The 16224-nt window shown below is 68.3% G+C and carries 17 protein-coding genes; 10 read left to right on the top strand and 7 right to left on the bottom strand.

Going from position 1 to position 16224, the window contains the following annotated elements:
• Positions 1-417 precede the first annotated feature (417 nt).
• Complete coding sequence (gene cobM, locus ACWFRF_RS27405) at positions 418-1161, bottom strand: precorrin-4 C(11)-methyltransferase (RefSeq protein WP_452452940.1); 744 nt, start codon at positions 1159-1161, stop codon at positions 418-420.
• Between the two features lie 92 nt (positions 1162-1253).
• Here cobM and ACWFRF_RS27400 point away from each other — a divergent pair, with 92 nt between their 5' ends.
• Positions 1254-1943, top strand: coding sequence for a DUF3105 domain-containing protein (locus ACWFRF_RS27400; protein ID WP_452452938.1), 690 nt, complete (start codon positions 1254-1256; stop codon positions 1941-1943).
• On the opposite strand, the gene ACWFRF_RS27395 is transcribed toward ACWFRF_RS27400, so the two are convergent.
• The 3 genes from ACWFRF_RS27395 to ACWFRF_RS27385 are packed head-to-tail and all read right to left on the bottom strand — an operon-like array spanning position 1940 to position 4220.
• Positions 1940-2365, bottom strand: coding sequence for a PPOX class F420-dependent oxidoreductase (locus tag ACWFRF_RS27395; RefSeq protein ID WP_379312415.1), 426 nt, complete (start codon positions 2363-2365; stop codon positions 1940-1942). The two genes, ACWFRF_RS27400 and ACWFRF_RS27395, sit on opposite strands and share 4 nt — an antisense overlap.
• Before the next feature lie 59 nt (positions 2366-2424).
• Positions 2425-3042, bottom strand: coding sequence for a LuxR C-terminal-related transcriptional regulator (locus tag ACWFRF_RS27390; protein WP_387445765.1), 618 nt, complete (start codon positions 3040-3042; stop codon positions 2425-2427).
• Complete coding sequence (locus tag ACWFRF_RS27385) at positions 3039-4220, bottom strand: sensor histidine kinase (RefSeq protein ID WP_452452961.1); 1182 nt, start codon at positions 4218-4220, stop codon at positions 3039-3041. The genes ACWFRF_RS27390 and ACWFRF_RS27385 overlap by 4 nt, the downstream gene beginning before the upstream one ends.
• 130 nt (positions 4221-4350) lie before the next feature.
• Here ACWFRF_RS27385 and ACWFRF_RS27380 point away from each other — a divergent pair, with 130 nt between their 5' ends.
• Both ACWFRF_RS27380 and ACWFRF_RS27375 read left to right on the top strand, forming a co-directional pair.
• Positions 4351-5391 carry an ABC transporter permease gene (locus tag ACWFRF_RS27380; protein WP_452452936.1) on the top strand — a complete coding sequence of 347 codons (1041 nt, stop codon included), beginning with the start codon at positions 4351-4353 and terminating at the stop codon, positions 5389-5391.
• Positions 5392-5476: 85 nt separating this feature from the next.
• Positions 5477-6190: an ABC transporter ATP-binding protein gene (locus ACWFRF_RS27375; RefSeq protein WP_452452934.1), complete on the top strand. Its 714-nt coding sequence runs from the start codon at positions 5477-5479 to the stop codon at positions 6188-6190.
• Here the strand turns inward: ACWFRF_RS27375 and ACWFRF_RS27370 are convergent.
• Complete coding sequence (locus ACWFRF_RS27370; protein WP_452452932.1) at positions 6183-6602, bottom strand: PIN domain-containing protein; 420 nt, start codon at positions 6600-6602, stop codon at positions 6183-6185. The two genes, ACWFRF_RS27375 and ACWFRF_RS27370, sit on opposite strands and share 8 nt — an antisense overlap.
• On the bottom strand, positions 6599-6808 hold the full coding sequence (locus ACWFRF_RS27365) for a type II toxin-antitoxin system VapB family antitoxin (RefSeq protein ID WP_101468427.1): 210 nt from the start codon (positions 6806-6808) through the stop codon (positions 6599-6601). The genes ACWFRF_RS27370 and ACWFRF_RS27365 overlap by 4 nt, the downstream gene beginning before the upstream one ends.
• A 108-nt stretch (positions 6809-6916) precedes the next feature.
• On the opposite strand from ACWFRF_RS27365, the gene ACWFRF_RS27360 reads away from it, so the two are divergent.
• Positions 6917-7330: an NYN domain-containing protein gene (locus ACWFRF_RS27360; RefSeq protein WP_452452930.1), complete on the top strand. Its 414-nt coding sequence runs from the start codon at positions 6917-6919 to the stop codon at positions 7328-7330.
• Here the strand turns inward: ACWFRF_RS27360 and ACWFRF_RS27355 are convergent.
• A complete protein-coding gene (locus ACWFRF_RS27355; RefSeq protein ID WP_378990855.1) occupies positions 7327-7926 on the bottom strand; it encodes an SACE_7040 family transcriptional regulator in 600 nt (199 codons plus the stop codon). The two genes, ACWFRF_RS27360 and ACWFRF_RS27355, sit on opposite strands and share 4 nt — an antisense overlap.
• An 88-nt stretch (positions 7927-8014) precedes the next feature.
• Between ACWFRF_RS27355 and ACWFRF_RS27350 the strand changes: the two genes are divergently transcribed.
• The 6 genes from ACWFRF_RS27350 to ACWFRF_RS27325 are packed head-to-tail and all read left to right on the top strand — an operon-like array spanning position 8015 to position 16216.
• Positions 8015-9622 (top strand): carboxyl transferase domain-containing protein, encoded by a 1608-nt coding sequence (locus ACWFRF_RS27350; RefSeq protein ID WP_379312420.1) that lies wholly within the window; start codon positions 8015-8017, stop codon positions 9620-9622.
• A 5-nt stretch (positions 9623-9627) separates the two neighbouring features.
• Positions 9628-11736 carry an ATP-binding protein gene (locus ACWFRF_RS27345; RefSeq protein WP_378990859.1) on the top strand — a complete coding sequence of 703 codons (2109 nt, stop codon included), beginning with the start codon at positions 9628-9630 and terminating at the stop codon, positions 11734-11736.
• A complete protein-coding gene (locus ACWFRF_RS27340) occupies positions 11733-12893 on the top strand; it encodes an acyl-CoA dehydrogenase family protein (protein WP_266293533.1) in 1161 nt (386 codons plus the stop codon). Before ACWFRF_RS27345 ends, ACWFRF_RS27340 begins: the two co-directional genes overlap by 4 nt.
• Entirely contained in the window at positions 12890-13372 is a 483-nt protein-coding gene (locus ACWFRF_RS27335; RefSeq protein ID WP_452452928.1) for a MaoC family dehydratase, read from the top strand. Before ACWFRF_RS27340 ends, ACWFRF_RS27335 begins: the two co-directional genes overlap by 4 nt.
• A gap of 26 nt (positions 13373-13398) precedes the next feature.
• Positions 13399-14214, top strand: coding sequence for an HpcH/HpaI aldolase/citrate lyase family protein (locus ACWFRF_RS27330; protein ID WP_452452926.1), 816 nt, complete (start codon positions 13399-13401; stop codon positions 14212-14214).
• 58 nt (positions 14215-14272) lie between these two features.
• Positions 14273-16216: an acetoacetate--CoA ligase gene (locus tag ACWFRF_RS27325; protein WP_452452924.1), complete on the top strand. Its 1944-nt coding sequence runs from the start codon at positions 14273-14275 to the stop codon at positions 16214-16216.
• Positions 16217-16224 lie beyond the last annotated feature (8 nt).

Here is a 16224-nt window from a genome sequence, read left to right as displayed (position 1 = left end):
CCCAAACCTCGCTTCCGGAACACCCGGTCAGGCGCTCCCCGACGACACCGGAACGCGAGCGCCCACCTGAATAAGCGTGGCGCCCGCGTCTCGGGTTCAGTTCTCGAATCAATCAGGCAAAAATGTCCATTGGCACTATCTGTCACCCAGGCTGGTCTCGTTACACGGCCGAGACCATGCACCTGACCGTCCGGCCGCCAGCGCCGGTCTACTCGTCGCAAACCATCGCACCAATCTACCGGTGCGCTCGCCCCGCAACCAACCACCTCCATAGCCGCCGAGCATCGGCCCAGGTAAAGCCTGCGACCCACGTTTGCTGACGCTTGTCTGCGTTCTCACATCCCCGCTGGATGACCTGTGCACCGCGGCAACTGAGTGATGGATCACACCGATTGGTCTGCTGTGCTGGAGTGGGTGTTACCGGGCCCTGGCCGGGTCGTAGAGGTGCGACTGGGCGCAGTCGATAGACGTGGCCAGCGCGCGGCCGACCAGGATCACCGCGGCTTGACGCAGCCCGGCCGCCTCCACCTGATCGGCGATGTCGGACAGGGTGCCGCGCAGGACGAGCTGTTCGGGTTGGCTGGCGCGATAGACGACGGCGACGGGGCAGTCGGCGCCGTACTCGGCGACCAGCTCCTTCGCCAGCACTCTGATCCGGGTGATCGCGAGATGCAGGACGAGCGTGGCACCGGTGGCGGCGAAGTTCGCCAGCGCCTCGCCGTGCGGCATCGCGGTGGAGCGCGCCTGGGTCCGGGTGAGGACTACCGACTGGACGACCTCGGGGACGGTCAGTTCGGTGCCGAGGGCCGCCGCCGCGGCCGCGTAGGCGGGAACGCCGGGGGTGATGTCCCACGCCACCTTGCGGGCGTCGAGCCTGCGGGTCTGCTCGGTGAGGGCCGAATAGAGCGAGGGATCACCCGAACACAGCCGGGCCACGTCCTTGCCCGCCTCGGTGGCGCGCACGAGGTGGTCGATGATCTGGTCCAGGTTCAGGTGCTGGGTGTCGATCAGTTCGGCGCCGGGCGCGCAGTGGGCGAGGACCTCGGGGTCGAGGTAGGTGCCCGCGTAGAGGCAGACGGGGCTGTCGCGCAGCAGGTTGACCGCTCGCACCGTGAGCAGGTCGGCGGCGCCGGGGCCTGCCCCGATGAAGTGCACAGTCATAGTCGGGAGTCTAGGAGTGCCCCCGGCGCGGGGAGACAAGTAGGTTCTGTGTCGGACGGCAGGTGTCGGCGACGAGGAGACGGGGGTCCGCGATGCGGGTTTCGAGTAGGTCCGGTGGGGTGCGCGGCGCAGGCGCTTGCGCGGTCGTGGTCGTGGCCGCCACGCTGGCGACCGGGTGCTCGGGTGAGAAGGTCGCCGGTCAGGCGACCGCCACCGCGGACAGCTTCGCCCCGTCCTCGGACAACCGCGACCCCTCGCTACAGATTCGCGGCGTCGTCGTCACCGAGATCGCGCCCGGGCAGCAGCACGTGCGGCCGAACCAGCGAGTCGCCTACCCGTCGATCCCCCCGGTGGGCGGACCGCACGACGCCCAGTGGGCGGCCTGCACCGGCGTCGTCTATTCGAAGGCCCTGCGCACCGAGAACGCGGTCCACTCGCTCGAACACGGCGCGGTGTGGATCGCCTACGACCCCGCGAAGGTGAGCGCGCAGGATCAGGCGGCGCTGAGCGCCAGGGTCACCGACCGCCAGTACACCCTCATGTCGCCCATCCCCGACATGAACCACCCGATCTCACTGCAGTCGTGGGGTCACCAGCTCACCGTCGACTCCGCCACCGACGAACGCATCGACCAGTTCGTCGTCGCCCTCCGCGAAAACCCGTACACCACCCCGGAAGTCGGCGCGACCTGCTCGTCTCCGCTCTTCGACCGCACCGATCCCCCGCCGTACGACCCCACCCCGCCCGGCCCCGACGCGGTCCCGATGACCGGCGGCCGCTAGCCCGTCATATCGAACTGAGCGATGATCTTCGTCGGCCGCACCCGCACCACGAGTTCGCCCGCGACCCCGTTGCGCTGACCGAATTCCTCCGCCTTGTCCGGACCCATGTACCGGGCGGCGATGGCGGTCGCGGTCCGCACGAGCTCATCGAGATCTTCGGACAGGGTGACCGTCCCCTGCACCTCGACCAGCGCGTACGGCGGCTCCTCGAGGTCGACGCACACCGCGACCCGCGGATCACGCGCGAAAGCCCGCCCCTTGGCCGTGTTCTTTCCCGTATTGAAAACCAGCTCGTCACCTTCGACGACGAACCACACCGGCGTCACCAGCGGACGCCCGTCCGCCGCCGCGAACGCCACCTTGCCCGTTCGCGTTCCATGGGAAAGAAATTCGCGCACCTTGGGATCAGACAGAGAGGCCATACGCCCAGGGTAAGCGCAGCGGCGGCGGGGGCGCCGAAGGTGAATCAGCATGTCGACAGTTAGATCGCGCCGCTTTCGCGGGCCGTGGCGACGGCGGAGGTGCGGGACTTCACGCCGAGCTTGGCGTAGATGTGGACGAGGTGGGACTTCACGGTGGTTTCGCTGAGGAACAGTTGTTTGGCGATGTCGCGGTTGGACAGGCCTGCGGCTACCAGGCGCAGGACTTCTACTTCGCGGGGGCTCAGGGTGGTGTCGGCTCGGCGGACTCGGGTCATCAAGCGGGAGGCGACGGTTGGGGAGAGCACGCTCTCGCCCGCTGCGGCCGCGCGGACGGCGGCGAGGAGTTCGGTGGGTGGGGTGTCTTTGAGGAGGTAGCCGACGGCACCTGCTTCGATGGCGCCGAGGATGTCGGCGTCGGTGTCGTAGTTGGTGACGACGAGGACGTTCGGCGGGGTGGGCAGGGCGCGCAGGTCGGCGGTGGCGGAGGCGCCGGAGCGACCGTCGCCGAAGCGCAGGTCCATCAAGACCAGGTCGACGGGGGTGGCGGCGCAAAAGGCCACTGCCGCATCGGCATTCGCGACATCACCGACGACGGTGATGTCGGCGGCGGAGTCGAGGAGAGCGCGCAGGCCCGCACGGACGATGGCGTGATCGTCGGCGAGAAGAAGGCGGATCATGAGGGAGCGCCGAGCGGGAAGGTCACCGACACGGCGGTGTGGCCCGGTTCGGATTCGACGGTCATCGCACCGCCCTGTTGCTCGACGCGGCTGCGCATGGCGGCGAGGCCGAACGCGCCGGATCGGCGGTGGCGCAACATATCCGGCTCGATGCCGATGCCGTCGTCGACGATGTCCAAGTGCGCGTCGGTGTCGTCGTAGGTGAGGGTGACCCGCATGCGCTCAGCCTGCGCGTGCTGCACCACATTGGCTACCGCGCTCTGCGCGATCCGCACCAGCGCCGCCTCGACCGGCATCGGCAGTCGCTCCGGCTCACCCTCGACGAGCAGCTGCGTGGTCAGTGTCGGCGACTGCGCGCGCAGACAAATGCGTTCCAGCGCTTCGGCCAGTGATTGCCCGTCCAGCGCGGCGGGGGACAATTCGTCGATGAGCCTTCGGGTTTCGGCCAGGTCTTCGGCGGCGGTCTCGCGCGCGAGCCGAATACGGTCCAGCGCAGGATGATCCGGTGCGGCCTGCTCAGCGCTGTGCAGGAGCAGTTGGATGCTGCTCAGGCCCTGGGCGACGGTGTCGTGGATCTCCTTCGCCAAGCGTTCGCGCTCGGCGAGCTTGCCCGCTGTCCGTTCCTGTTCCGCGAGAATCGCTCTGGTGCCGATCAATTCGTCGATCAGCCGCTCCCGCTCGACCGCCTCACGACGCAGGGCCTGATAGCCGAGCCCGATCCCGATCGCCACCAGCGCGCCGAGAACAGGCCCCACCACCGCACCCGCGGACCAACCACGATGCGCCGCGAACCCGATCACACCGACCGCCGTCGCCGACACCACCGCGACCAGATTCCACGGCCGTGGCAACAGGTGCAGGTAGACGAAGAACAGCCCGAACGCCAGGTAGACCGCATCAGCGGTGAGCGTGAGCAAGACCAGCCACAACACGGTCAGAGCCGCCAGCCACACCCACACCGCAGCATCGGGATACGCATGCGAACGTGAGCGCGGGAACTCGGTCCCCGCGAAATACACCAGCAACCACACCACCGTCAGCGCGACCACCGCGATACCGTGACCGCCGCCGCCGGGCAGCAACGCGCGCACCGCGACCACCACCGCCAGCACCGTCACCAGCACATGCAGGCCGAAGCGCAGGGTGGTGACCACCGGGGTCAGGGGGGACGAGTGCACGTCGACCAGCTTATGTGCGGCAACCACGCGGGCATCCATCGAAAGATGTAAACGCCGCCAGACCTTGGATGGACGGCGATTCGTGCGCCGGTGCGATGGCGTCGACGGACGAGAACGACAGAGTGGAGTCATGTTCGTCGCACTCCGAGATCTGCGGGCCGCCCGTGGCCGCTTCCTGCTCATCACCACCGTCGTGTTCTTGGTGGCGGTGCTGGTGAGCTTCCTCAGTGGCCTCACCGCTGGGCTGGCGCACCAGAACATCTCCGCTGTCCAGGGCATCGACGCCGACCGGGTCGTTTTCGCCGAAACCGGGGCCGACCCGTCGTTCGACTCCTCGGTGCTCACCGAGCAGCAGATCGCGCAGTGGGAATCGGCGGACGCGACCCCGATCGGCATCTCGCGCACCAGGGCCGAGCACGCGGGTGCGAGTCCGACGCAGGTCGCGTTGTTCGGCGGCGACCCATCGGCATTCAGCAATCGCCCTGCTACCGTTCCCGGCGCCGTGGTGCTGAGTTCGGCGGCGGCTCGCGAGCTGTCGGCAGGCACCGGCGACGTCGTGCTGCTGGCAGGGCACGAGTTCACCGTCGCCGACGTCGCCGGCGACGAGTGGTACAGCCACACCCCCGTGATCTGGACGAGCCTGCAGGACTGGCAAGCGGCCAGCCCGCGCGCCGGTGCCGCGACCGTGCTCGCGGTGACCGGCGAGGCCCCCGGCGGCCTCGACGCCGAAGCAGGCACGCACTCGCTGCCCGCGAAGGATGCCGTCCAGGCGATCGGCTCCTACCAGGCCGAGAACAGCTCACTCACCCTGATGACCGTGCTGCTGTTCGCCATCTCGGCCCTGGTGATCGGCGCCTTCTTCACGGTCTGGACCGTGCAGCGCCAACCCGATATCGCCACCTTGAAGGCGCTCGGCGCGACCACCGGCTCCCTGGTCGGTGATGCCCTCGCCCAGGCCGCGATCGTCCTGACCGCGGGCGTCACGGCGGGCCTGGCGATCACCGCCCTCGCCTCACTGTTCCTGGGCGAGGCGATGCCTTTCGTGCTCAGCCCCGCGACAACCCTGGTCCCCGCACTGGCCCTGATCGTCCTCGGCTTGGTCGGCGCCGCTGTCGCCCTGCGCTTCCTGTTCACCACCGACCCACTGACCGCGCTCGGCGCGACCCGCTGACGATCCCATGACGACCGTCGCCCGCACCGATGCCGCAGTCGCGCTGCCGATCCACCGCACTGCGCGACCGAACGAAGGATCCACTGTGGCACTCACTCTCACCGACGTGACCCTCACCTACCCCGACGGCACCGACCGTCTCACCGCTCTCGACCGGGTGAATCTGCACGTGCCCGGCGGCACCATCGCCGCCGTCACCGGCCCGTCCGGTTCGGGCAAGTCGAGCTTGCTCGCCGTCGCCGCGACCTTGATCCGCCCCGATTCGGGCACGGTCGTGCTCGACACCGAGTCCGGCACCACAGATCTCGCCACGCTGAGCCGACGAGCCGCGGCGACCGCCCGCCGCAAGTCGATGGGCATCGTCTTCCAGCAGCCGAACCTCATCCCCTCGCTGACCGCGATCGAGCAACTGGAGGTCACCGCCCACCTCGGCGGCCCGAAACGCGCATCACGCCACGCGACCAGTACCCGCGCGAGAGAACTTCTCGACGCGGTCGGCCTGACCGACCACGCCCACAAACGCCCCGCCCAGCTCTCCGGCGGCCAGCGCCAGCGCGTCAACATCGCCCGCGCCCTGATGAACGACCCGGCCCTGCTCGTCGTCGACGAACCGACCAGCGCCCTCGACTCCGAACGCGGCGCCGCCATCATCGACCTCATCACCACCATCGCCCGCGACCACCACGCGGCCACCATCCTCGTCACCCACGACCCCACCCACCTCCACCGCATGGACGCCGTCTACCGCATGACCGACGGCACGCTGATGACGCTGGAAGTGTCGAGCGAGGTCAGCTGACGGTTCCCGGTGGCGCGATCCACTGGGTGGACTGACCGGTTGCTTCGGCGACTGTCTCGAAATCATGGTCGTAATGCAGAATCGTGATGCGATTCGCCTCCGCGGTGGCCGCGATCACCAGATCCGCGGCACCGGCACTGCGATGCTGACCCTGTTCGGTGAGCAACTGCTGAACCTCGTGTGTCCGCGTCCACACACCATCGGGCGTGGGTGCCCAGCCGAACAGTTCACCGAGCAGCTTCTTCTTTCGCAATCGATCGGCGAGTGACGTTGCGCCGTAGAGGAGTTCAAGCTCCACGACATCGCACACCGCGACCGCACCCGCCGTCACTGTCTCCTGCCACGCCTGTTTGACAGCCTGATTCGCGATGAATCTGACGGCGGCGGAGGTATCGATCAAATAGCTGATCACGCTCGGTAGTTGGACTTGTCGAGCAGCACGTCGAAGTCGCCCTGCTCCGCCATCTCGGCAAGGCTGTTCAACGCCCGCACACGCTTGAGCCGCTTGGCGACCTCGGCGAGAGCCGCGTTGACGGTTTCCTTCTTCGTCGATGTTCCGAGAAGTTGCTGCGCCTCCGCGAGCGCTTCGTCATCCACGTCGATCAGTAGCTTGGACATTGCCCCACCTGACATTGATGTTATATACGACCTATATAGATCATATATCAAGGTAACAGCCCCGGCGCACAATCGCGCCTGCGGCAGTACGCGAGGCAGACTGGGTCGATGAGCGATCCGAGGCATCTCGTCGTGGTGGATGCGGCCAATGTGATCGGGTCGCGCGCCAACGGATGGTGGAAGGACAGGGCGGGTGCTGCTCGGCGATTTCTCGCCGACGTGGCGGACCTGACTACCCGGCTTCCTGACAACACCGAAGTCGCGGTCGTCCTCGAAGGGGCGGCCAAGGCCGCTGCCGACGGTGCCGCGCCCGCCGCGCCGCGGATGGAGGTGGTCCTCGCCGAGCGCTCGGGCGACGACAAGATCGTGGACGTGGTCGCCGGGGCCGACTCCGGCGAACGGATCACGGTCGTCACCGCCGACCGTGAGCTCCGCACCCGTGTCGAAGCCCACGGCGCCGAATCCGTCGGCCCCGGCTGGCTCTGGAACCAGCTCGACCGACCCGGCGCCGAAGCGAATTAGCCGGCCGTCAACGCCGCCAGGGCCATCTGCCGCAGCACCGGCCGGGCCCTCGACGCACTCGCCGCGGAGGCGCTGTGCGGGGTCGAGTTGATCAGGCCGAAGGCGGCGTGGGCTTGGATGCGGGCGGTTTCCTCGGGGAGCCCGGGGGTCAGTTCGCGCAGGACACCAACCCAGATCTCGACGTACTGGCGCTGGGTGCGACGCAGGACACGGCGGTCGTTGGCGGGGACATTGTCGAGGTCACGGTCCTGGATGCGGATGAGCTCGGGGTTGCCGAAGGCGAAGTCGAGGTGGAAGTCGACCAGCGCGGTCAGCGCCGCAACGGCCGACGGCGATTCGTCGACGACGGCGCGACCGCCCGACAGCAGGCGCTCACTGATGCCGACCAGGAGTTCGACCAGCAGCGCCTCTTTGTTCGCGAAGTGCCGGTAGACGGCGGGGCCGCTGATGCCGACCGCCGCGCCGAGGTCGTCGAGCCGCACGCCGAAGAAGCCGCGGTCGGCGATGAGACGGGCGCCCGCGGCCAGCAACTGCTCGCGCCGCTGGGCCTTGAGCTGCTCGCGGCGGGTCGCCTGGACAGGCTCGGTAGTCGACATCGTGGCCGCCCCCTCTGGACAACTTGGTTAGTCAAGATTAACCTGAATTTCAGTTATTAGCGACTAACCGAATGGGAAGAGTGGCGTGATGACGGTTACGCACGAGACCGAAGACGGCACCGTGGCCGCGACGAGCAACCGGGACGCGCACGGCGCCCTGGTCGCGGATCTGCGGCAGCGGCTGGCCACGGCCGCCCTCGGTGGTCCGCAGAAGTCCCGCGAACGGCACGTGGCCAGGGGCAAGCTGCTCCCCCGCGAGCGCGTCGACCAATTGCTCGACCCCGGTAGTCCGTTCCTCGAACTGTCCCCGCTGGCGGCCAACGGCATCTACGGCGACGAGTGCCCCGGCGCGGGCGTGATCGCCGGCATCGGCCGCATCGCGGGCCGCGAGTGCCTGATCCTGGCCAACGACGCGACGGTCAAGGGCGGCACCTACTACCCGATCTCGGTGAAGAAGCACCTACGCGCGCAGGAGGTGGCCGCGCAGAACAACCTGCCGTGCGTGTACCTCGTGGACTCCGGCGGCGCCTTCCTGCCGCACCAGGACGAGGTGTTCCCCGACCGCGAGCACTTCGGCCGCATCTTCTTCAACCAGGCGAACATGAGCGCCAAGGGCATCGCCCAGATCGCGGCGGTGATGGGTTCGTGCACCGCCGGTGGCGCGTATGTGCCCGCGATGGCCGACGAGGCCGTGATCGTGCGCGACCAGGGCACCATCTTCCTGGGCGGCCCGCCCCTGGTGAAGGCGGCGACCGGCGAGATCGTCACCGCCGAGGACCTCGGCGGCGGCCTGCTGCACTCACGCACCTCCGGGGTCACCGATCACCTGGCCGACGACGACCGCGACGCACTGCGGATCGTCCGCAATATCGTCGCCACGCTGGGCCCGCGCCCCGAAGCACCGTGGGAGGTCCTGCCGAGTACCCCGCCCGCCAAAGCCGAGGACGAGCTCTACGACGTGGTCCCTGTCGACCCGCGCACGCCCTACGACGTGCACGAGGTGATCGACCGGATCATCGACGGCGAGAGCGGCTTCCAGGAGTTCAAGGCCGAATACGGCAAAACCCTGATCACCGGGTTCGCCCGCATTCACGGCCATCCGGTGGGCATCGTCGCCAATAACGGCGTGCTGTTCGCCGAATCCGCCATGAAGGGCGCGCATTTCATCGAGTTGTGCGACAAGCGCAAGATCCCACTGTTGTTCCTGCAGAACATCACCGGCTTCATGGTCGGCCGTGACTACGAGGCCGGCGGCATCGCCAAGCACGGCGCGAAGATGGTCACCGCGGTCGCGTGCGCGCGGGTGCCGAAGCTCACGGTCGTGATCGGCGGGTCCTACGGCGCGGGCAACTACTCCATGTGCGGGCGCGCGTATTCGCCACGCTTCCTGTGGATGTGGCCCAACGCGCGCATCTCGGTGATGGGTGGCGAACAGGCCGCGTCGGTGCTGTCGACGGTGCGCGGTGATCAGCTCGACAGCGCGGGCAAGCCGTGGTCCGAGGCGGATCAGGAGGCGTTCAAGGCCCCGATCCGCGAACAGTACGAGACCCAGGGCAACCCCTACTACGCGACCGCGCGCCTCTGGGACGACGGCGTGATCGCGCCGACCGATACCAGAACCGTGCTCGGTCTTGCCCTTTCGGTGTGCGCGCAAGCGCCGCTCGAACCCGTTTCCTACGGCGTCTTCCGGATGTGAGCGACATGCTGAACAAGAACCATCTCGTCGAATTCGACACCGTCCTGGTCGCCAACCGCGGCGAGATCGCGGTGCGTGTGATCAAGACCCTGCGCGACATGGGCATTCGCTCGGTCGCGGTGTACAGCGACGCCGATGCCGACGCGCGCCACGTGCGTGAGGCCGATGTCGCGGTGCGGCTCGGACCGGCGCCGGCGCGCGAGAGCTACCTGTCGATCGAGAAGGTCGTCGATGCCGCCGTACGTTCGGGCGCGCAGGCGGTACACCCGGGTTATGGCTTCCTGTCGGAGAATTCGGCCTTCGCGGCGGCACTGGCCGATGCGGGCATCGTGTTCCTCGGCCCGCCGGCCAAGGCCATCGAGGTGATGGGCGACAAGATCACCGCGAAGAAGACGGTGACGGCGTTCGGGGTTCCGGTGGTGCCCGGCATCGCCGAACCCGGCCTGACCGATGACCAATTGATCGCCGCCGCAACGGACATCGGTTACCCGGTGCTGGTGAAGCCGTCGGCAGGCGGTGGCGGCAAGGGCATGCGCCGGGTCACCGACCCCGCCGATCTGCCCGCCGCGCTGGTGAGTGCCCGGCGCGAAGCCGCTGCCGCGTTCGGCGACGACACCCTGTTCCTGGAGCGGTTCGTCAACCGGCCCCGCCACATCGAGGTGCAGATCCTGGCCGACAAGTTCGGCAATGTGGTGCACCTGGGTGAGCGCGAATGCAGCTTGCAGCGCAGGCATCAGAAGGTGATCGAGGAGGCTCCCTCACCGCTGCTGGACGCGCAGACCAGGGCCCGGATCGGCACCGCCGCCTGCAATACCGCCCGCAGCGTGGACTACGTGGGCGCGGGCACCGTGGAGTTCATCGTCTCGGCCGACCAGCCCGACGAGTTCTTCTTCATGGAGATGAACACCCGTCTGCAGGTGGAGCATCCGGTGACCGAGATGGTCACCGGTGTCGACCTGGTGGAATGCCAGGTGCGGGTCGCCGCGGGCCAGAAACTGGCGCGCACCCAGGACGAGATCCACCTCGTCGGGCACGCGATCGAAGCACGGGTCTACGCGGAGGACCCGGGTCGCGGGTTCCTGCCGACCGGCGGTGCCGTGCTCGCACTGTCGGAGCCGGAAGGCGCCGGCGTGCGGGTGGATTCGGGACTCTCGGTGGGCACCGTGGTCGGTAGCGACTACGACCCGATGCTGTCGAAGGTGATCGCGCGCGGCAATACTCGCGCCGACGCGCTCGCCGCGCTGGACCGCGCGTTGGAACAGACCGTGCTGCTTGGCGTGACGAGCAATATCGAATTCTTGCGTTTCCTGCTCGCCGACGACGATGTACAGGCCGGCCGTCTCGACACCGCGCTGCTGGATCGCCGCGTCGCCGACTTCGTACCCGCCGAGGTGACCGACGACGAATTCATCGCCGCCGCGACACATCACTGGTTGCGACGCTGGCCCGCCACCGGCGGCGACCCCTGGTCGACCCCGTCGGGATGGCGCCTCGGCGAACCCGCCCCGACATCGATCAGACTGTCCGCGGGCGACCAGGCGCGCCACGTGTTCATCACCGGCACACCGGCTTCGGCGACCGTGTGGCTCGACGAGCCGGAGTCCGGCGAACCGGCGAGTCACCCCGAACCGCGCACGCTCACCGCCACCGTCTCGGCCGACGGTCTCGCGTCGACGCTCGACGGGCTGCGACGCACCTACCGCATCGCCGAGGCCGACGGCCAGCTGTGGGTGAGCCACGACGGCGGGCTCGCCGTGCTGCGCGAGGTCGCCGAGGCGAGCGTGCGTGGCGACGCCGCCCACGTCGGTGACGCCGAAATCCGCAGTCCCATGCCGGGTTCGGTGATCGCCACGCCGGTCGAGAACGGCGCGACCGTCGCCGTCGGCGATCCGGTGATCGTGATCGAGGCCATGAAGATGGAGCACGCGCTCACCGCGCCGGTGGCAGGCACGGTGGAGGTGCTCGCCCTCCCCGGCGCCCAGGTGAAACTGGACCAGGTGCTGGTGCGCGTCATCGCCCACCCCGCAGAAACCGTCGTCGCGGCAGCCGCGACAGAACCCGCCGTCGCCGAGACCGCCGCGGCACCGACCGAGCCCGAAGGAACCCCCGCATGACCGACTACCTGTCCACCGGTTCGCTGCCGGAGGAATACCGCCAGCTCGCCCTCACCGTGCGCGATTTCGCCAACCAGGTCGTCGCGCCGGTGTCGGCGAAACACGATGCCGAACACAGTTTTCCGTACGAGGTCGTGGCGGGCATGGCCGAGATGGGCCTGTTCGGCCTGCCGTTCCCCGAGGAGTTCGGCGGCATGGGCGGCGACTACTTCGCCCTGTGCCTGGCGCTCGAGGAACTCGGCAAGATCGACCAGAGCGTAGCCATCACCCTCGAGGCGGGGGTGTCGCTGGGCGCCATGCCGATCTACCGCTTCGGCAACGACAAGCAGCGCACCGAATGGCTGCCCCAGCTCACCAGCGGGCAGGCGCTGGCGGGCTTCGGACTCACCGAACCCGACGCGGGCAGCGACGCGGGCGGCACCAGGACCACCGCCGTGCAGGACGGCGAGAGCTGGGTGATCAACGGCAGCAAGCAGTTCATCACCAACTCCGGCACCGACATCACCCGCCTGGTCACCGTCACCGCGGTCACCGGACAGGCAGGCGGCAAGAAGGAGATCTCCACCATCCTGGTGCCGACCTCCACCCCGGGTTTCGTGGCCGAGCCCGCCTACAACAAGGTCGGCTGGAACGCCTCCGACACCCACCCGCTGAGCTTCACCGATGTGCGGGTGCCGCAGGAGAACCTGCTCGGCGAGCGCGGTCGCGGCTACGCCAACTTCCTGCGCATCCTCGACGAGGGCCGCATCGCCATCGCCGCGCTGGCCGTCGGCGCCGCGCAGGGCTGTGTGGACGAGAGCGTGCGCTACGCGGGTGAACGCCAGGCCTTCGGACAGGCGATCGGCCGCAATCAGGCCATCGCGTTCAAGATCGCCCGGATGGAGGCGCGGGCCCACGTCGCGCGTACCGCCTACTACGACGCCGCCGCGCTGATGCTGGCGGGCAAGCCGTTCAAGAAGGCCGCTTCGATCGCGAAGATGGTCGCCAGCGAGGCCGCGATGGACAACGCCCGCGACGCCACCCAGATCTTCGGCGGCAACGGCTTCATGAACGAATACCCCGTGTCGAGGCACTACCGTGACAGCAAGATCCTGGAAATCGGCGAGGGCACCACGGAGGTACAGCTGATGCTGATCGCAAGGGAGCTGGGTCTGTGAGCGAAATCAGGCGGGTGGTCCAGCGCGGGCTGTGGTTCGAGGAGTTCGAGATCGGCACGATCTACGAGCACCGGCCCGGCCGCACCATCACCGAGGCCGACAATGTCCTGTTCACCACGCTGACCATGAACACGCAGGCCCTGCACCTGGACGCGGCCTTCGCCGACGCGCAGCCGCCGTTCAACCAGCGCCTGGTGAATTCGATGTTCACGCTGTCGACCCTGGTCGGGCTCTCCGTCGCCCAGCTCACCCAGGGAACGCTGGTCGGCAATCTCGGTTTCTCCGAGATGACCACGCCCGCACCGCTGTTCCACGGCGACACCATGTACGCGGAAACGCTGGTCACCGACAAGCGCGAATCCAAGAGCCGTCCCGGCGAGGGCATCGTCAGCCTGGCCCACACCGCACGCAACCAGCACGGCGTGATCGTGGCGACCGCGATGCGCAAGACACTGGTCCGCAAGGCGCCGCAGGCATGAGCGGCCACCCGCCGAAAGGACGCAGTATGAGCTGGCAGCCGAGTGGTCCCGCGTGGCTGTTCTGCCCGGCCGATCGCCCCGAACGCTTCGCCAAGGCCGCCGCGGTGGCCGATGTGGTGATCCTCGATCTCGAGGACGGTGTCGCGGCAGGTGACAAGACCGCGGCCAGGCAGGCGCTCATCGACACCCCGCTCGACCCGCAGCACACCGTGATTCGGGTCAACGCGGCCGGCACCGACGACTACGCGGCCGATCTGGCCGCGCTCGCGCAGACCGCCTACCGCCGGGTCATGCTGCCCAAATGCGAGTCGGCCGACCAGGTTCGCAGCCTCGACGGCTACGAAGTGATCGTGCTGGTCGAATCACCGCTCGGCGCGGTGCGGATCATCGAGTCGGTGCAGGCAGACAATGCCATCGGCGTGATGTGGGGTGCCGAGGATCTGGTCGCCGGACTCGGTGGCAACTCGAGCAGGCATGCCGACGGCAGCTACCGCGATGTCGCCCGTCAGGTGCGTTCATCGACGCTGCTGGCGGCCAAGGCCTTCGGGCGCTTCGCGCTGGACTCGGTGTACCTCGACATCAAGGATCTCGACGGCCTCGCCGCGGAGACGAGCGATGCGGTCGCCGTCGGATTCGACGCCAAGGTCGCCATCCACCCGAGTCAGGTCGCCGTGATCCGCGATGGCTACGCACCCGACCCCGCCGAGCTCGACTGGGCGCATCGAGTGCTGGCGGAGGTGCCCAACCATCGCGGCGTCTTCGCGTTCGAGGGCCGTATGGTCGACGCACCGGTGCTCCGGCATGCCGAACAGATCGTCCGGCGCGCAGGCGTGCCCAGCTGATCATCGGGTAATCCACCCCCCGATACACGAAGTAGTCCAGTTCGAGGAGGACATCGGAGTGCAACCGCAATGGGTACCGAGCGCGCAGGACATCGCGTCGGCCCGAATCACCGACTTCGCCGCCTTCGTCACCACGCGAACCGGCGACCCGTACCCCGACTACCAGGCCCTGTGGCAGTGGTCGGTGGACGACGTCGCCGGCTTCTGGCAGGCCGTGTGGGACTACTTCGAGCTCGGCGAGACCGCCGGTGAGGTGCTCGGCTCGCGGGAGATGCCGGGCGCGCAATGGTTTCCCGGCACCCGGCTGAACTATGTCGACCAGATCATCCGGATGGCCCAGTTCGGCCGCCCCGCGGTGATCGCCCTGCACGAAGAGGCCGAGCCGCGGGAGGTGTCGTGGGCCGAATTGATCGAACAGGTCACGGTTTTCGCGCGCACCTTGCGTGAGCAGGGCGTCGAGGCGGGCGACCGGGTGGTGGGCTACCTGCCCAATATTCCGGAAGCGATCGTCGCCTTCCTCGCCACCGCCAGTATCGGCGCGGTGTGGAGCGCCTGCGGTCAGGACTACTCGGCCAAGGCCGCGCTGGACCGGCTCGGCCAGCTCGACCCGACGGTGCTGGTCACCGCCGACGGCTACCGGTTCGGCGGCAAGGAACACGACAAACGGGCCGACATCGCGGCACTGCGCGACGGGCTGCCCGGCCTGCGCGCCACCGTCGTCGTCTCGCAACTCGGACGCGAGGTACCCGACACGCTGTCCTGGACGGACTCGGTCGCCGATGCCGGACTCGGTGTCATCGAAACCGTCCCCGTCGATTTCGATCATCCGCTGTGGATCGTGTTCTCCTCCGGCACCACCGGGCTGCCCAAGGGCATCGTCCACGGCCACGGCGGTGTGCTGCTCGAGCATCTGAAAGCCGTAGCGCTGCAATCGAACATGGGCCCCGAGGACACGTTCTTCTGGTACACCAGCCCGAGCTGGATGATGTGGAACTTCCAGGTAGCGGGTCTGCTCACCGGCACCACCGTCGTCACCTACGACGGCAGCCCGACCGCGGGCGGGCCGGATGCGCTGTGGCGCATCGCCGCCCAGGTGGGTGCCACCGTTTTCGGGACCAGCCCCGGCTATGTTCTCGGCTGTGTCAAAGCGGGATCGGTGCCACGCGCCGAGCACGACCTTTCGGCCCTGCGCTCCGTGGGTATCACCGGTTCGTCGCTACCGGTGTCGAGCGCGCTGTGGCTGAACGAGAATGCCGGAGAGCATGTTCAGGTGAACTCGATCAGCGGCGGCACCGATGTGGTGTCGGCGTTCGTCGGTGGCGCCCCGACCGTGCCGGTATGGCCGGGTGAGCTGTCGGCGCCGTATCTCGGCGTCGCCCTCGATGCCTTCGACGAGCAGGGCAACCCCGTGCGCGGCGAGGTCGGCGAGCTGGTGGTCACCGCGCCGATGCCGTCGATGCCGGTGAGCTTCTGGCGCGACGACGACGGAAAGCGCTACCACGCGGCCTATTTCGACACCTACCCCGGCGTATGGCGCCACGGCGACTGGATCACCCTCACCGAACACGGCAGCATCGTCGTGCACGGTCGCGCCGATTCGACGCTCAACCGCCACGGCATCCGCATGGGCAGCGCCGACATCTACCAGGTCGTCGAACAGTTTCCGGAGATCGCCGAGGCCCTGGTGATCGGCGCCGAACAACCCGACGGCGGCTACTGGATGCCCCTGTTCGTCGTGCTCGCCCCCGGCGCGGAACTCACCGAAGACCTGAAAACCCGTCTCGCCACCGCGATCCGCACCGAGGTCTCCCCGCGCCACGTTCCCGACGAGATCCGCGAAGCCCCCGGCATCCCCCACACCCGAACCGGCAAGAAGCTGGAAGTCCCCATCAAAAAGCTTTTCCAGGGCGCCGATCCCGCTCGCGTCGTCGAACGCAGCGCCGTCGACGACCCCGCACTCCTCGACTGGTATGCCCGGATAAGCCCACCCGACAAGGGCTAATACACTTG

The organism is Nocardia sp. NPDC055165, from assembly GCF_053606985.1.
This window is presented reverse-complemented; position numbering and strand designations above follow the sequence as displayed.

What these genes read in the sequence shown, in the direction of transcription:
- ACWFRF_RS27355 (WP_378990855.1), bottom strand. Translation starts at nt 7,926, where the DNA reads ATGTCGACTACCGAGCCTGTCCAGGCGACCCGCCGCGAGCAGCTCAAG.
- ACWFRF_RS27390 (WP_387445765.1), bottom strand. Translation starts at nt 3,042, where the DNA reads ATGATCCGCCTTCTTCTCGCCGACGATCACGCCATCGTCCGTGCGGGC.
- ACWFRF_RS27340 (WP_266293533.1), top strand. Translation starts at nt 11,733, where the DNA reads ATGACCGACTACCTGTCCACCGGTTCGCTGCCGGAGGAATACCGCCAG.
- ACWFRF_RS27380 (WP_452452936.1), top strand. Translation starts at nt 4,351, where the DNA reads ATGTTCGTCGCACTCCGAGATCTGCGGGCCGCCCGTGGCCGCTTCCTG.
- ACWFRF_RS27350 (WP_379312420.1), top strand. Translation starts at nt 8,015, where the DNA reads ATGACGGTTACGCACGAGACCGAAGACGGCACCGTGGCCGCGACGAGC.
- ACWFRF_RS27365 (WP_101468427.1), bottom strand. Translation starts at nt 6,808, where the DNA reads ATGTCCAAGCTACTGATCGACGTGGATGACGAAGCGCTCGCGGAGGCG.
- ACWFRF_RS27345 (WP_378990859.1), top strand. Translation starts at nt 9,628, where the DNA reads ATGCTGAACAAGAACCATCTCGTCGAATTCGACACCGTCCTGGTCGCC.
- ACWFRF_RS27395 (WP_379312415.1), bottom strand. Translation starts at nt 2,365, where the DNA reads ATGGCCTCTCTGTCTGATCCCAAGGTGCGCGAATTTCTTTCCCATGGA.
- ACWFRF_RS27400 (WP_452452938.1), top strand. Translation starts at nt 1,254, where the DNA reads ATGCGGGTTTCGAGTAGGTCCGGTGGGGTGCGCGGCGCAGGCGCTTGC.
- ACWFRF_RS27360 (WP_452452930.1), top strand. Translation starts at nt 6,917, where the DNA reads ATGAGCGATCCGAGGCATCTCGTCGTGGTGGATGCGGCCAATGTGATC.
- ACWFRF_RS27330 (WP_452452926.1), top strand. Translation starts at nt 13,399, where the DNA reads ATGAGCTGGCAGCCGAGTGGTCCCGCGTGGCTGTTCTGCCCGGCCGAT.
- cobM (WP_452452940.1), bottom strand. Translation starts at nt 1,161, where the DNA reads ATGACTGTGCACTTCATCGGGGCAGGCCCCGGCGCCGCCGACCTGCTC.